An 18,292-nucleotide genomic window follows, 5' to 3' on the forward strand; every position below is an offset into this window, starting at 1 on the left:
TTTTATTAAATTATAATATCATAGCTCCCTGTATTTCTATAATATCAGGGAGCTGTTAACCGGCCATTCCGCATACAGAACAGGCACAGGTAATTAAGATTATTTCAATTCTTTACAGGTGTATTAAAGTTCAAAGACTTTGAACTCCGTTTCTTCCTCACTTTTAGACTGAGAGTGATTTAAGATCAGATAAGCCTGATCTTTAATTGTTGGATAATCAAACATATCAGCGATCTTAATCAGATCAGGATACTTTTCATTAATCATTTTGAAAGTTCTTATAATCTTCAGCGAGTTTCCGCCAATCTCAAAAAAGTTATCCCGCGTTCCTATAGGTTTTACACTCAGTATATCTTCCCATATGAGCTTGATAAAGCTTTCCACTTCATTCTGCGCCTCTTCAAACTTTACCTCAGATTTGAGTTCAAATATTTCAGGTGACGGAAGTGCATTCCGATCTAACTTCCCGTTAAAAGTCAGCGGAAAATTTTCAAGAAATATAAAATAGGCAGGTATCATGTAATCAGGAAGCGTGGCTTTAAGATAAGTCCTTAAATCTTTTCCGGAATATTCTTCCTTAGATAAGATATAAGCAACCAGGTATTTATCCCCCTGAGCATCATCTCTGGATAAAACTACAGCGTTCTCTATCTTCAGGTATCTGGATAACTGATTTTCTATTTCACCAAGTTCTACTCTGAAACCTCTTATTTTTACCTGGAAGTCATTTCGTCCGCAGTACAGTACTTCTCCATTAGGCATACGCATACCTAAATCCCCTGAACGATAAACAGTTTCCGTTAAATTATAAGGGTTTTTTATATACCGCTCCTGAGTTAATTCCTTTCTGTTGAGGTATCCCCTGGTTACTCCCTCTCCGCCGATTACGATCTCGCCGATTACTCCTACAGGTACAAGTTTATTGAACTGATCAAAAATATAAAGATTATTGGCAGGCAATGGTTTTCCAATATTATTGGTACCCGACTCCATCTCAGCTGCTGTAATTTCCTTATAGTTTCCGTGTACTGTAATCTCTGTGATTCCATACAGGTTGACAAATTTTATCTGCGGATATATAATATGCCACTTTTTTAAGATAGTAGGATTTAAGGCCTCACCGGCAAAAATCACATATCTCAGTGCTAAATCATAAGAAACTGTATCAGTTGCCTGCAATACTATTCCTTCAAATGTACTTGGGATTTTATTCAGAACAGTTACCTTCTCCTTTTCCAGAAGCCTTAGATAACCGTGTGGATCCAGGGTTGTTTTTTTGGATACAACAATCAGTTTTCCTCCATATAAAAGACCTCCAAAGATTTCCCAGACAGAAACATCAAAACAAATAGAATGGAAAACAGGCCAGATATCTTTTTCATCAAAGGAGAACTGAAACTGATCATTATATAACAACTGAATTACATTTTTATGTTCCACCATTACCCCTTTAGGATTACCGGTTGAACCAGAGGTATAAATTACATAGGCAAGATCTTTAGCAGTATTAATTTCCTGAAGATTCTCTACCGGATATTTCTCTATCTGTTTTTTATCCTCCTTTAAAGACACAACACTAACACCACTGATGATACTTTCTATATGCGTTATGCTTCCATCAGTTATCAGGGTCTTTATAGACGCATCTGTTATAGTAAACCTTATTCTGTCTTCAGGATAAGCTGGTTCTATCGGTAAATAAGCTGCGCCGGATTTCAGGATTCCCAATATCCCTATAATCATTAACTCCGTACGCTCTACCATTAATCCAACCAGGTCACCTGCCTTAATTTTATACTTATCTCTCAGATAAAGGGCTAACTGATTAGAGGCTTCATTAAGTTGACTATAACTCAAAGCTACGTCCTCAAATACCACCGCAATTGATTCTGGTGTGCGGAGTACCTGTTCTTCAAATATGCTTTGAATCGTTTTATCTCTTGGGTATTCAGCATTTACATCATTAAAACCTTCCAATAACTGGTTTCGTTCTGTTTTTGTAATATACTCTACGTCTTTTAACAAAACTTCATCATTATCCACAAGCCTGCTCACCATTTGCTCATAGTGACTAACCATCCGCTCAATCCGGTCCCTGTCAAATAAATCAGTATTAAACTCTATAACTCCCTTTATCCCTTCCCCCGTATCCACAAAATTAAAGGTAAGGTCAAACTTGCTTATGGTCTGTTCAGCATCATAGGCTTTAACCTGTATTCCTTCCAATACTTCAGTATCGCTGGTCAATGCCATATTCTGTAAAACGACCATAACATCAAATATTGGGCTCCGGCTCGTATCCCTCACCTTTACCAGGTCTTCAACGATATAATCAAAGGGATAGGCCTGATGATCATAACCCATTACTGTTTTGGCTTTAATCTTTTCTATCAGTGTTCTTAAGCTATCTTCTGATGAAATTTCTGTCCGGATAGGAATCATATTGATATATAACCCCAGTTGTTCCTCCAGATCATAATGGCCCCTTCCGGCTATCGGAGTTCCAATTACAATATTCTCCTGATGGCTATATTTATGCAATAATGCTTTTACACATCCCAATAAGCTCATGAATAAACTTACACCCCTGCTCTGACTATATTTTTTTAAGCTGTCACTTAGTTCTTTATTTAACTGTACCGTTTCTCTGCTTCCGTTATAAGTTTTTATAACAGGACGCGGACGGTCACCAGGCAAGTTTAGTAAAGGTATTCCATGCTTAAACTCTTCTTTCCAATATTGCTGGTCAGGAGCTGATTTAACATCGCTCAGGTGTTTTTGCTGCCAGGCTGCATAATCCCGGTATTGAATCTTTAGCGGTGGCAACTCGTGTATTTTATCTTTCAGATAAGCATCATATAAACATAAAAATTCCTTTACCAGAATTTCCATTGACCAGCCATCTGAAATGATATGATGCATCACAAGAATGAAGATATACTCCTGATCCCCGGTCTGAATCAATAAACATCTTAACAATGGAACCTGAGTTAAATCAAATCCTTTATTTACGTGTTCGTCAATAAGATCTTTAGCAAGAACCTCTGCTTCTTCTGCTCCCCTCAGATCCTTAAACAGAATTCTGAATTCACTTTTTTCTGTGATATCATGAACTTTTTGTTTAGGTACACCACCAACTTCTTTAAAACTTGTCCGTAAAATTTCATGTCTGTTTACAATGGCAGAAAGTGACCATTCAAAACCGGCTACATTCAATTCGCCTTCCAGCTTATAACTGCCCAGTACATGATAAGCAGATTTTTCCACACCTAACTGGTCCAATATCCATAAACGTTTTTGTCCATGTGATAATTCATAATACTCCTGATCTTCCACACGTTCAATACCTGCATATATTGATTCAGTACTATTAATCAGATGAGCAGATATGGCCTCTATCGTTTCCAGTGCAAATATATCCTTAAGATCAATTTGTATATTCAGGTCTTTATATACCCTTGAAACCAGTTGCATAGCTTTCAGGGAATGTCCTCCGTTTTCGATGAACTTATCTTTGATGCCGATTCCACTTTTCCCTAATATCTCTTCCCATAATACAACCATGCGTTTCTCCATTTCATTTGTTGCAGCATGATATTCCACTTCTCTGATGATCTCTCCACCAGGAACCGGCAAGGCACTCTTATCAATTTTTCCGTTCAGCGTCAATGGGAAAAACTTCAGTTTGATGATTCCTGATGGAATCATATAATCCGGCAGTTTACTTTTCAGATAAGCCCTTACTTCGGCAGGTTCTATTTCTTCTTCAGATTTGTAATAACCTGTCAGTTGTTTTTCCGATCCGGATTCAGTGACGATGACCAGCACATCTTCTATCCCTTCACATTCCCGCATTACTGATTCTACCTCACCCAGCTCTATCCGGTATCCTCTGATTTTCACCTGGTAGTCTGTCCTGCCCAAAAATTCTATAGTACCATCTTCCATCCACCTGCCCATATCTCCTGTTTTATACAATCTGCTTCCTGCTTTGTAGGGATGAGCAGGAAATTGCCGGACAGTTAACTCTTCTTTTCCAAAATATCCCCTTGCCAGTCCATCGCCTCCAATGTATATCTCCCCTGATATCCCTACAGGTACCAGCTGCAGATTTTGATCCAGTATAAATACACTACTGTTGGATACAGGTCTCCCTATACTAACAGAAGTGGCATTGGCTGCTAAAGATTCTATAACATGATAAGTAGAAAACGTAGTACCTTCAGTCGGGCCATATACGTGAACGATACTTTCCGGCGTTTTCCTGTTCGCTAATGCGATAGCAATATGTTTTGGTGAAGCTAATTCCCCACCAAAATATATCTTATCAAAACAGGAAATTATTTCTGGTTTAAAATCAACGAGATTATTAAATAAGGCAGTTGTAATGAAGGTAATATTAATCTCATTCACTATGATATAGTGTACAAGTCTCTCATTAGAGAGCAGAACATCTTTGCTCACCAGATATAGTTCTGCGCCGTTTAAAAGTGCCCCATACAGATCAAATACAGATCCGTCAAATACATAATTAGATAACTGTAATACCTTATGTGTATTGTTTAGCGCAGTATAATTAGTCTGTTTCACTAAACGTATTACACTCTTATGTTCAACTGCAACCCCTTTTGGAGCTCCTGTTGAACCAGAAGTATACATCACATAGCACAGATCCGATGATTTGTTGACTAAGACAGGATTAGTTGAATGATAGCCAGAAAACATTACGTTTTCCCCTTCTAACATGACTACTTCTAAATCACTCAAATCGTATTTCAATGCGAAACTCTGATCTGCTGACAGTAATATTTTCACCTTACCATCATTTAGCATATACCTTACCCTTTCATCCGGATAATTCGGATCAACAGGCAGATAGGCTGCACCAGACTTTAAAATCCCCAATATTCCGATAACCATTTGTTCATCACGATCTGCCATTATTCCAATCAGATCATCTGCTTTGACTGCATAAGCCTGCCTTAAATAATGAGCTAACTGGTTGGCCCGTTCATTGAGTTCTTTATAACTTAATTTTGTTTCACCAATAACTATTGCCGTTGCCTCAGGTGTTTTCAATACCTGCTCCTCAAACATTTCCTGTACCGTTTTTTCACCAGGATAATTTGTTATAGTCAGGTTAAAATCCTCCAGCAGTTGCTTTTGCTCTCCCGGAGTAATATACTCCAGATCTTTAAGTAATACCCGATCATCTTCCACCAGCTTGTTTAAGATCTGCTCAAGATGGCTTATCATCCGCTCAATTCGCTCTTTATGATATAAATCGCTGTTATATTCTATAATGCCCCTGATTTCCTGTTCACCATCTATAAAATTGAAAGTCAGATCAAATTTGCTTATTGCCTGTTCTGTTTGATAAGGAGTGACAGTTATTCCTTCCATAGACTCTGCCTCATTCCCGAGACTGATATTCTGCAAGGCTACCAGTACATCAAATATCGGATTACGGTTCGCCTCTCTTTCCAGTTCCAGGCTATCTACCAGGTAATCGAAAGGATATTGCTGATGATTAAAACCTGCAACTGTTTTATCTTTTACCTTATCAATCAGCACACCTAAGCTCTCTTCTGCCGAAAACTTAGTCCTGATAGCCAAAGTATTGATATATAAACCCATCTGATCTTCCAGATCATAGTGATCTCTCCCGGCAACCGGAGTACCGATTACAATATCTTCCTGATGGCTGTATTTGAATAACAATGTCTTTACCCCAGCTAACAAACTCATAAAAAGGCTTACTCCTTTACGCTGACTGTAACTTCTTAATCCCGAGCTTAATTCAGTACTCAGACTTATAATTTCTCTGCTTCCATTGTAAGTTCTCTGAACAGGACGTGGTCTGTCGCCTGGCAGATCAAGCACCGGAATTTCTCCGCTGAATTCTTCTGTCCAGTACTTTTTACTGGCAGACAAATGTTCACCGCTTAACTGCTCCTGCTGCCAGCCTGCATAATCCTTATATTGAATTCTTAGTGGTGTCAGCTCATTACCATTCCCTTTCAGGTATGCAGCATATAATTTCAGAAATTCTTTCACCAGAACTTCCATAGACCAGCCATCAGAGATGATATGGTGCATAACCATCACCAGTATATATCGCTCATCTTCTTCCCGGATCAGCAGGCCCCTTACTAAAATATCACTGCTAAGATCAAAAGCTTTGCTGACCTGCGCCGATACAAGTTCACTGGCAGAAGCCTTTGAATCCGCCACATCTCTCAGATCCTTATAGTCTATCTTGAATTTATTTCCCCCTGGAGCATGGATCTTTTGTTTGGGTTCTCCTTGTGCAACAATAAAATTTGTTCTTAAAATCTCATGGCGATCAATAATCGTATGTAGTGCCCATTCCAATCCAGCCTGGTTTAAAGAACCTTCCAATTGATAACTGCCTAAAACATGATAGGCTGATTTTTCTTCTCCTAACTGATCAATTATCCAAAGACGCTTCTGCCCATTAGACAAGTCATAATAGCTTTGTTCTGCTACCGGCTGTATTTTTTCATATTTAGTTTTGACACTGTTATCAACCAATGCCGCAAGTCCTCTGATCGTTTCCTGCTCAAAGATATCTCTGAGCTCAATCTGAATCTGCAGTTCCTTATAAATTCTGGATACCATTTGTACGGCTTTCAGCGAATGGCCTCCTATTTCTAGAAACTTATCATTCGTCCCTACCCTTTTCACACCCAATACTTCTACCCACAAAAGCTGTAAACTTCTTTCTGTTGGTGTTTCAGGGGCCGTATAGGTAAGTTCATCCTGTATTACAGTTTCCGGATCAGGAAGTAAATTCTTATCTGCCTTACCATTTACCGTAAGTGGCAGTTTATCCAGCTTCACAAAATACCGCGGAATCATATATTCTGGTAAAGAAGCTGCAAGCGATAATCTTAAAGCAGAGGAATCAAGCTGATCATCCGTTACGATGTATGCCGCAAGATATAATGTATTTTCTTTGTCGTGGCGTGTAATTACAGTAACTTCTTTAAATGCCTGAAAATTAGCTAAAAGATATTGTTCGGTTTCTCCAAGCTCTACTCTGTAACCATTGATCTTAACCTGATCGTCATTTCTGCCAAGATATTCAATGTTTCCATCGGGAAGCCATCTTCCTGTATCGCCGGTTTTATAGAGAAATTCCCCGGCCTGAAACGGATTTGAAATAAACTTTTGAATATTCAGCTCATTTCTGTTCAGATAGCCTCTGGCAAGACCTTCCCCAGCTATGTAAATTTCACCTGAAACCGCAATCGGACAAACGTCCAGGTCAGTATCCAGGATGTAAATTCTCATATTGGCAATAGGTTTTCCAATAAGAACCTTAACATCTTCACTTTCTACTTTTTTCACAATACATCCAACAGTTGCCTCTGTCGGGCCATATTCATTAAAGATTTCTATAGCAGGATCAATATTTTTAAGTATTTCAACATGCTTCAGTGTCAATGCTTCTCCTCCGGTAATTACCTTTTTGATACGCGTAGAGCTGATATCCAGATACTGCAATAAAGAAATATGTGAAGGCGTCAGCTTAATAGAATCAGTTAAAGAAGAAGGGCTAAAACTTTGTTCCAGGATCTTATTGATGGCTGCAGACGGGTCAAATATGTTAATCAGCCTGCCTCTGGTCAGCGCACAAAAAATGCTGGTAATCGTAAAATCAAACGACAATGAGCTGAATAAATCAAAATCACCACCAGAGTAATCTTCAAAGTAAAAGGCATTTGCCCAGGTAACATAATTGTAAAGACTGTGATGTTCAATTAAACAACCTTTAGGCAAACCTGTGGATCCTGAAGTATAAATTACATAAGCAAGATCACTGCTTTTGTGAATAGCTACAGGATTTGCAGAATCTGTCTCCAGCGAATCCATCTGAAGATCCACGGCAAACAGCTGTCCCTGGTAAATATCCAGGTCAAACACATAGTCCGATCCGGTAATGAGCACCTGGGTTTTAGAATCCTCCAGCAGATATTTGCGTCTTTCTTTTGGATATTCAGGATCAATAGGCAAATAAGCCGCACCCGATTTTAATATAGCCAGTACACTTACAATCATCCACTCTGATCTATCCAGTAAAATCCCGACGATATCGCCCGGTTTTACCTGATACTCTTCCCGGAGGTAATGAGCCAGCTTATTCGACCATACATTTACTTCTTTATAAGTGAACTTTCCAGATGGAGTTACCAATGCTATAGCCTCCGGAGAATGTTCAGCATGGTCTTCGAACAATTCTACAATTAACTTTGAAGAATCGCCTGGTTTTGGCAAAGGATTAAATTCATCCAGAATTCTCTTTCTTTCCAAAGCACTGACAACTTTATATTCAGTTATTTTCTTCGAAGGATTTTCCAGAACATTGCCCAATAAGGCCCTATAATGTGAAGCGATGGTTTCAATTGCTTCCTGATTGTAATAAACAGGATCAAAATAGAAATCTAATACAAGTGAGTCCTTTTTTTCAAGCGCAACCAGTTTCAATTTAAAGCGGTCAGTATGACTGATAAAATTTTCGAACTTAAAAGCAGTCGTTTCCGAACCAGGTTCTTCAGTAAGCAGAATACTTTCAAATCCTATAGGAAAAAACCCATTTTCTCCCAATTCTTTTTCAAGATCAAACCCATCCTGAAACTCTGTAAGCTCTTCAATTCTGTTGCTGAGCTGGTTAAATAAATCCACTGGCGATAATGATGCCTCAGTCTCAACCATCACCGGAAGAACTTTAGCAATTAACCCAACAGTAGAATTAAGCTCTTCAAACATCCTTTCATTGATGACCATACCAATTGAAACATGGTCAGCCGGAGCATATTTGACCATCAGGATATTTAAACAAACCAGTATAATCACTTCCTGTTTCAGCTCATATTTTAAAGAAAGACTTTTTAGCTTTTCATAATCTGGTCCATCAACCCGCAGTCTCAGATTTTTCCGCTCCGGACTTTTGCTGGCAGACTGCCTGTTACCGGTCTCTGTACTTAATTCAAATGGATTTTTTACATTTAAATACGCCTTGTAGTTATATTTCTTCCAAAAGTCAATCACCTCTTCACCAGGATCCTGTAACAGGTCATGCTGCCATTTACAGAATTTCTGATAAGAAATTACTGAGCCATTGTGATTATTATCTCTATCAAGATATAAATCACAAAAGTCTCTGACTATATTTTTCAGGGATGTACTGTCTGCAGCAACCGCTGGTACCAGAAACAGTAAAAATCCCGATTGATCAGAAATTCTGAGAAATAAAATATTGAATACTGATTCCGAAGAGGTTTTCAGACTCAGTGCTTTCTCTTTTTGGTAATCCAGGTACTGATCGTAATTATTATCCCCGTTAAGGTTTATAATTTCGAAATTTACACCTTTTGAATTGTCAGATTGCAGGGTCGCAGACCAAAGCACACCAGACTTATGATAGCCTGTTCTTAATACATCATATTTACTGAGTACACCTGCAGCTGCAAAACGAAGTTTTTCAGGATTAATTATATCATTAAATTCAGTGCTTAGTTCAACTGCGCACTGAACATATAAAGGACCATTTTCCTCCTGTAAATTCAAAACTCTTTGCTGAGACGAAGATATTGCTATTGAAGAAATAGATTCTTTCTGGGTCATAGGATGGGGATTAAAACAATTTTGAGGGTAAAAACCGGGACTATAAAATTTTAAAGATCCATCAGTTTTCGTAACGAATTCTCTCTTTTTTTCAGCTTCTGAAATCCTTTGATTTCACTGATTTTGTTGTCACAAAGTTTGATAACAGCAACCAGGGTAAGCTCTGGGTGCTGAACTATAGTTTCCAGTATTTCAATTAGATAGCCAGCTTGTTCTTTGATTGTATTAGTACTGAACAGATCCTTGCAGTAGATTATACCACCTTCTATCTCCTGCCCGTAGTCCTTAAAATTAAAGGTGAGATCCATACGGCTAAAAATATTACTGGTATCGTAATTTTCCACTTCTATTCCGTCGAACGATTTTCCTTCATCAGCAGAATTGATTTCCTGTAAATCCACCATTACATCAAATAGATTAGCCCCGCCACCCGGTACAGATTTAAGATTAAGACTTTCAATTAAAGTATCTAAAGGAAAGATCTGATGCTCATAAGCTTCAAGAGTTACCTCTTTAATATTATCCAGTAAACCGGCAAAGGAATCCAAAGGATTGAACTGCCCTCTCAAAACAATTTGATTAAGATACAGTCCTACCTGATCTTCCAGCTCCATATGCTTTCTTACCGTAGTCGATGTACCAATCAGGATATCGGTTTGATCACTGTATTTAAACAATAATACATTGACAGCACTCAGCAGTGTCATATAAAGTGATGCCTTATACCTGGCAGCAAGATCTTTTAGATTTTTAGTCAGTTCTTCAGCAATCGTAAAATGAAAGACATCACCATTCGAAGTTCTACCCGAAGCAGCCTCATAATCTTTAGGAAGATTTAAGACAGGAAGCTCTCCCTGAAGCTTGTTTAACCAATATTGCTGGTGAATATTGAGATTATCATTTGAAAGTGAATTATTTATCCAGCTGGCGTAATCCTTATACTGGATTTTAAGTGGCTCCGCTACCGGTATTTTACCGGAGCTGTAATCATTGTAAAAAGCAGTTAACTCACTGACAATAATTTGCATAGACCAATGATCTGCCACGATATGATGGATGGTAAACAAAAACAAATGCTCTTCATCTTTAAGTTTAACCAGCTTTGCTCTTAACAAAGGACCCTGTTCAAAATCAAAAACCTGCTGAGCTTCAGCCGTTACCAGCTCCTGTAATTCCTGATCGCTGATGCGTTCATTATCCAGATTAATATACCCCACCTCAAAACCTGTCTCTTTATAAGCTTTAATGAGCTGTCTGGGTTCACCTTCTATGAGCTTAAATGTGCTCCTTAATACTTCATGGCGATCTATCAGTTTTTCAAATGCCTGCTGAAATGCAGTTCTGTTTAAATCACCTTTCAGTATAAAAGTCAAAGGCATATTATAAGCCAGTTTATCTCCAACCTGGGCAAGAATCCACAACCTCTTTTGAGCATTCGAGATCTCATAAAATGGCTTTTCTTCAATGGGAGTTATCTGCTGATACTCCATTAAAGATTTTGTATTAATAATAGAGGCAAGATGCTCAATAGTTGGATTGGAGAAGATAATTTTTACTTCTATCAGGCTATTCATGGATTTATAGATCCGGGTGGAAATCTGAACAGCATTCAGGGAGTTACCACCTACATCGAAAAAGTTATCACGAATACCAATGTTTTCTTTTTTGAGCACCTCTTTCCAGATTTGCAGCAGTTGCCTTTCTTCTTCATTACGGGGTTCTATGTGAGTTTCTTTATTTGAAAACTCAGCCGGATCCGGCAGCGATTTTTTATCTGTTTTACCATTTGAATTTAGCGGGAAAGCATCAAGGCAGATGAATTGCGCGGGAATCATGTACATTGGCAGGTACTGGCGAAGAAAATCTTTGAAATCGCTGCTGCTGATTATACCAGAAGATCTTTCATCCCTATTGACCCAGTAAGCCACCAGTTCCTTATTACCTTCATTTTCATATACAATTACAATGGCTTCTTTTACAAATTCGTTGCGCATAAGCACCTGTTCAATCTCACCCAATTCTACGCGCATGCCATGTATCTGCACCTGATCATCAACCCTTCCCAGGTATTCCAGCTCACCGTCTTCATTCCACTTTCCAAGATCCCCGGTTTTGTAAATAACCCTGTCCTTATCGTCTGTACTATAGGGATTGGCAAGAAATCTCTCTTTGGTAAAATTTTCATTATTGATATATCCAGGAGATAATCCGACACCCGAAACATATAATTCTCCCGGAATACCTATTGGAACCAAAGCCAGATCTTTGTCTAAGACAAGAACTTTTGTATTGTAAAATGGCTTTCCAATAGGGATATTACTATTGCTCCTGTACTGAGCTCTCTTGTTGTAATCCGCAAGATAGAAAGTGGCGCCAATACAGGTTTCTGTAGGACCATAGCCATTGTAAAAATCTTTTATGCCCGAATAAAAGATAGCATCCTCCAGGGCGGCGCCTTCTCCTGTAGATACCAGCTTCTTTAAGTATGGAAGCTCTCTGCGCTCCAGGAGTTTCATAAATGCCGGGGGTAGTGTTGCGAAAGATATTTTCTGTTTATCCAGCAGTTCGAGAAACTTGTTAATATCATTTTTTTCATTGCTACCAGCCATGATCAGTTTACCACCGGCAAGCAGAGCCAGTTGAACTTCATAGATGGAAGCATCAAATCCTATGGAAGCAAAATGTAATACATTATCATTTGAGGTCATTCCCAGATAATCGTTAAAACCAACACTCCTCGCACTAATGCTGATATGTCTGATAGCAACTCCTTTTGGTTGTCCGGTAGACCCGGAAGTATAAATGATATAAGCAATATCATTGGGCTTACTGAGTTTGCCAGGGCTTTCGATTGAAGTCTCCAGCAAGGACAACTGAACATCCAGGGCAAATAAAGGACAGCTGCCAAAATCATTGTCAAATATTAAGCTGGAATCTGTGATTACCATACTGACCTTAGCATCAGTCAGAATATGCTGCATTCTCTTTTTAGGAATACCCGGATCAACCGGAAGATAAACCGCTCCCGTTTTCATGATCCCAAGCAAAGCTATGATTACGTTTTCAGAGCGTTCAGCTATCAGGGAAACTACATCTCCCGGCTTTACTTTATATTCATCTATCAGACAGTTTGCCAATTGATTAGCTCTTTGATCCAGCTCCCGGTAGGTCAGGTGAGTATTTTCAAAAACCAGGGCTGTCTGATCGCCTGATATTCCAACCTGCTCTTCAAAAAGATCCACGATGGTTTTCTCCGTATAAGGGAAATCCAGGCCACTGAAGCCTGTTAATAATTTGTCCTGTTCGTTTTGGGTAAGGATACTCATGTTACGGATAGCCGCGTCAAGATTTCCCAAACCAGCAAGTATAACTTCGAGATGTTCAGCTATGCCCGAGATAAATCCGGATCCAAAGGCATTTTCGTTGAACAGGAAGTTCAGTTTAAGCCCGTCATTATCCTTTTCTATGTTTATAATCAGGTCATAAACACTTAAATCAGAAATAGCCTTGTGTATTTCTGAAAATTGGATCAGAACATTCGTGGTACAAGATGTATTCCCGGTGGCATTAAAATATTCAAGAGGAAAGTTCTGGAACTGGTAATGCCCTCTGATACTGTTCTGACAAACCTGCAAATAGGTCTTCAGTATATCTTCTGATTTAATATTCAATAATAAAGGCACCCTTTCGGTAAAGACCTCCTCCTGATTTTTGAGCTCAAATAACGGCGTATCAATGATCATACTTTCCTCCCCTGTATACTTATGAATAAGGATACCAATGGCAGACAGAAGAATAGTAAAAATCCCTGTATGGCTTTCCCCTGCCAGTTTTTTAATACTGGCTACACCCGGATTGCTGATTTTAAAATTTTGAAGTTTAAAAGCGCTCTTGTCCGCAACAATGGATTTCTTCTGTAAAAAAAGATAGCTGTCAGGACATACTGTTTTGAATTGTTCCCAATACCCGATGTGTTTTTCGTATTTACTGTCTGTAAATATTGTCTTGTCTATTCTTTTCATTGAAATTTTAGAAATGTTGTGGTTGATTTTTTATTTGGTCAGTTGTTTCCGCTCAGGGTATTTTAAAAATTCAGATTAAATACCTGGTCCAGTGAATTTTCTTCATTTTGAATCAGATTATTACCTGGCGACAAAGAGATATCGCTGAGCAGGATATCAGGGTTTTTCACGACATTTTCCAGAAGGATTTGTATTCTTTCCATAAATGTCCTGATAGTCTCACTATTAAAAACATCTTTATTATAGTCTATGCTAAAGTCTATAATACCATTGGCTTCTCTGAAAACAATTCTGATATCAATGGTATTAATCCTGTTATCAGACTCATAGGGAGTAACTTTTATTCCGGCAAGTTCTTTTACCGTCGGCCCGGTAAGCTCGGTATTGTCGAACATAACAACTACATCAAATAATGGAGAGCGGCTTGTATCCCTTTCTATATTAAGGTCTTCGATTAACTTGTCAAAGGGATAACTCTGATGAGTGAACGCATCAAGTACAACTTCTTTTACTAATTGAAGGAGTGATTTAAAGGTTTCATTCTTTTTAAATCCGGTGCGCAATGGCAGACTGTTTAAGTACAATCCAATCTGATTTTCCAGGTCAATATGCTCTCTTCCGGCAATAGGAGTTCCAATGATGATATCCGTCTGATCTGTATACCTGAATAACAGGGCCTTAACAGACGAAAGAAGTACCATAAACAAACTTGCTTCCTGTTCCAGACTCAGTTTATTGAGAGCTTGTGTAAGTTCTTCATTAATGATCATCTGGTGTATAGCACCTGCAGTAGTTCTGACTTCAGGTCTGGGAAAGTCTGTCGCCATATTTAAAACCGGCAGCTCACCAGAAAATTTATCATTCCAGTAACTCTTGCTTTTTACTACCCCATCACCACACAAGAGCTGGTTTTGCCAGAAAGCATAGTCCTTATATTGAATTTTTAATTGTGGTAAAGTATGATCTTTGGCATTGGCAAAGGCATCATACAGCGTTAGTATTTCATTGACCATGATTTCTAATGACCAGCCATCCGTAATGATATGATGCATAGTAAACAGAAAAAGATATTTTTCCTCTTCCAGCTGAAGAAACCTTGCTCTTAATAACGGATCTGCCCTGAAGTTGAAAGGCGCTATAGCTTCAGCATCAATCAGTAACTTTAAATTATCCGGATCAGATTCCCCTCTTATATCTTTGAAGTCTATTTTAAAATTGAAATCTTCAGCTTCATGCACTTTCTGTTTGGGCTCTCCCTCAGCGGTGATGAAGGTAGTTCTTAATATTTCATGACGTCTGATTAAAGTATGGAAGGCTTTTTCAAAAGCTTCAATATTTATCCTCCCATCAAAAACATATGCTCCAGGCATATTATAAACGCTTTGTCTGCCATCAAACTGTGCAGAGAGCCAAAGTCTTTTCTGAGCATGAGACAGGTCATAGTGAGGCTGCCTGCCAAGCGGAGTGATGTATTCGTAATTATTGTTTTCAGTAGTTTTGATGATAGCAGATAACTCGGCTATTGTCGGATAGTTGAAAATATTTCTCAGTTCTATCTTTGATTTAAGCTCTTTGTGAATGCGTGACATTACACGGGTCGCTTTTAAAGAATGTCCCCCTATCTGGAAAAAGTGGTCTCTTATACCTATTTTTTCAATCCCTAATACTTCCTGCCATATAGCAGTCAATTGTTCTTCTACCTGGTTTCTGGGGCCTTCATAGTCTACATTTACTGCCAGGGCAAATTCTTCTTTAGAAGGCAGGGCCTTTCTGTTTACTTTACCATTTGGGGTTAAGGGTAACTCATTCAGGACAAAGATATGAGGTGGGATCATATATTCAGGAAGCCTTATCCTTAAGTATTTCTGAAGTTCCTGCTCTTCTATTTTGTCTTTGCTTTCTACATAACCGACCAGTTCTTTGTCACCGAAAATATCTTCTGTTACGATAACTGCCGAATTCAATACCTTCACATGTTGTCTGAGTATACTTTCAATCTCTCCAGGTTCTATTCTATATCCTCTGATTTTTACCTGGCTGTCTTTTCTTCCCAGAAATTCTATTTCTCCCTCAGCAGTCCACCTTCCCAGATCACCTGTCTGATAGAGCAGATTTCCTGATTCCAGGGGATTGATGATGAACTTTGCTGCAGTTAATTCCTTATTGTTCAGATACCCTGCAGCTAAACCTGATCCGGCAACACAAATTTCACCTGTTACCCCTACCGGTACCCTCTGGTTAAACTCATTAAGAATATAAATTCTGGTATTGCTGATTGGACGACCGATAACCGTTCTGGACCTGAATTGCTCCAGATCTTCATATTTCAGTGATTTATAGATACAGCCTACAGTTGTTTCTGTAGGGCCATAGTGATTTACAAACTGTACATCTTTTCTGTACCCGAAATATTTTTCAAGATCTGATACCCTGATCTGCTCCCCTCCGATTACTACAAGTCTCAGATTATATTGCTTAACCAATTCCTCAAAATCAGTATTTACAATCATATTGAAATGAGACGGCGTAAGTTTAATATAGGTGATCTTATTCTCAACAAGACTTCTTGTTAATGCTGCAGGATCCAGCGGATTACTTTCCTGTAAAAGATATAAACTGCTACCAGAAATTAACGATGACCACAAGCTGGTATAACAAAGATCAAAAGCAACTGAAGAAAATAGTAAAGTGCTGTCGGTACTGTTAATTTTAAAAGTAGTCTTAAACCATTCTGCATAATTAGTTAAGGATGAATGATTGATCACTACACCTTTCGGTTTGCCTGTAGAGCCCGAAGTATAGATGACATAGGCAGCATCATTTACTTCCGGTTTGCGATGGAGATTACCGGTACTGGCTGTGTTGTACCACTCAGCAGATATTTCCACCTGTACTGCAGCTGAAATCAGTTTGTCCTCTTTTTGCCCGACAAAAACCACCTTAGGTTTTACTTCTTCCAGGATCAGATTGATTCGTTCTACCGGAGTATTACTATCCAGGGGAAGAAAAGCCGCACGGGTTTTCAGAATCCCTAAAATAGCTGTGATCAACTCTGCTGATCTGGTAAGCCAGACCGGGATTATATCACCTTCAGTTATCCCATATAATTCAATTAGTCTGGCAGCTACCTGATTAGCCTTTTCATTTAATTCGCGATAAGTTAAAGAAACCCCTTCACAGACTAATGCAATATGATCCGGTCTTAAAGACGCCTGTTCTTCAAAAGATTCTATTATAGAATGATACCCTGTAGAGTCTGCTGAAGTTTCATTGCTATTACCGATCAGCTTAACCTCAGCCAAAGATGGGGTTGATAGCGTTTGAATTTCCTTATCCGGATTGTTCAGTACACCGGAAATTAAATTCAGCAATTGGTTTTGGATACACTGTATGGATTCTGTTCCGAAAAAATCAACCAGAAAGCTCAGATCAAATTGAATATCTTCCTCTGATTCCAGACTGGTAAGCTTTAATTTAAACAGATCGTTGTTACTGTATATGGATTCAATGGTGAAGCCATCACCAGGCGATTTTTGATAATTGATATGCTCAAAGCCTGCAGAGAAATAGGGGAAATTTTTCAGCAGGATACTTTCCTCAGGTAACTCCAGATTGAAGTTATCCTGCCAGGAGACTACTTCATCAAGCACAGATTGTATTTGAGCACAAAGTTCGGGGATGTTCTTTTTTCCGTCAATTTGTATATGTACAGGAAGCGTTTTGGAAAGCGGTCCGCCTATATTTAAGAAAAAATCGTAGTGCCTCCCTTCTTCTATCTTACCTATTACTAAATCGGCCGGTTTATTCAAATACTGCCACAATAAAATATTCCAGCAGCTCAATACCAGCGTAGCAACCGGAATTTCATACCGATTTGAAAATTTCTTTAATGCGTCAAACAGTACAGGTTCTGCTTTTATGGAAAGTAAAGCAAGCTGACACTGTTTTTTCTGAGGTTCAGGAAGCTCAAAAGGCAAATGAAAATCCATATAAGGAAGAAAGTTTTGTTTGCTCCAAAACTCTTTTGCTTCTTCTTCCGGTTCATCCAGAAGCTCATTGTGCCACTCCGAAAACTGGTGAAACTGATAATTTTCCTCTTCACTTAAATCTTCATTGTCTAAATCTGTATAAAGCTCTGTAAGCTGTTTTACAAATTGAGTCATTGAATAAGAATCACTTGAGAGGGTTGGCAAACTTAGTATAAGCTTATATTCATCTTCTCTGAGTTTACATAATATAGCCGTCAGAATATGTTCTTCTTTGAACTGTGATTTATAGTCCTGCACTTTTCCGAATATTTCCTTCAGCTTATCTCCCTGATCGCCGGCCGAAAGCCTGGTCAGATCAACAAAAGCAATGGAAGGAGTTGCAGGTGGATCAATTACCTGAAGAGGGTATAAAGAATAATTAAGAATCTTAAAATTTGTTCTTAAAATTTCATGCCGCTCTACAAGTTTACTGATCGCTTCATGAAGATCGTCTTCCAGAAGTTCTTTTTTGATATTGATATAAATCAGATTGTTGAAATAATAACCTAACTTATTCAGTACCCAGGTTCTTTTTTGTACAGGTGAAATATGAAAGCCTTCCATAGATAAATTTGAAATGATGTTTAACTC

At 38.6% G+C, this 18,292-nt stretch carries 3 protein-coding genes; all 3 read right to left on the bottom strand.

Annotated elements, in window-relative coordinates; genetic code table 11:
• Positions 1–123: 123 nt before the first annotated feature.
• The 3 genes from PL_RS08690 to PL_RS08700 all read right to left on the bottom strand — a co-directional run bounded on the left by PL_RS08690 (position 124) and on the right by PL_RS08700 (position 18,265).
• Positions 124–9,651 carry an amino acid adenylation domain-containing protein gene (locus PL_RS08690; RefSeq protein WP_348621461.1) on the bottom strand — a complete coding sequence of 3,176 codons (9,528 nt, stop codon included), beginning with the start codon at positions 9,649–9,651 and terminating at the stop codon, positions 124–126.
• A 50-nt stretch (positions 9,652–9,701) separates the two neighbouring features.
• Positions 9,702–13,673 carry an amino acid adenylation domain-containing protein gene (locus PL_RS08695; RefSeq protein WP_348621463.1) on the bottom strand — a complete coding sequence of 1,324 codons (3,972 nt, stop codon included), beginning with the start codon at positions 13,671–13,673 and terminating at the stop codon, positions 9,702–9,704.
• Between the two features lie 62 nt (positions 13,674–13,735).
• Positions 13,736–18,265: a non-ribosomal peptide synthetase gene (locus PL_RS08700; protein ID WP_041886447.1), complete on the bottom strand. Its 4,530-nt coding sequence runs from the start codon at positions 18,263–18,265 to the stop codon at positions 13,736–13,738.
• Positions 18,266–18,292 lie beyond the last annotated feature (27 nt).

Origin of the sequence: Pedobacter lusitanus (genome assembly GCF_040026395.1) — a bacterium.
Taxonomy (GTDB): domain Bacteria; phylum Bacteroidota; class Bacteroidia; order Sphingobacteriales; family Sphingobacteriaceae; genus Pedobacter; species Pedobacter lusitanus.

Excerpts from the sequence above, each read along its gene's own strand:
- PL_RS08695 (WP_348621463.1), bottom strand. The coding sequence starts at position 13,673 with ATGAAAAGAATAGACAAGACAATATTTACAGACAGTAAATACGAAAAA.
- PL_RS08690 (WP_348621461.1), bottom strand. The coding sequence starts at position 9,651 with ATGACCCAGAAAGAATCTATTTCTTCAATAGCAATATCTTCGTCTCAG.
- PL_RS08700 (WP_041886447.1), bottom strand. The coding sequence starts at position 18,265 with ATGGAAGGCTTTCATATTTCACCTGTACAAAAAAGAACCTGGGTACTG.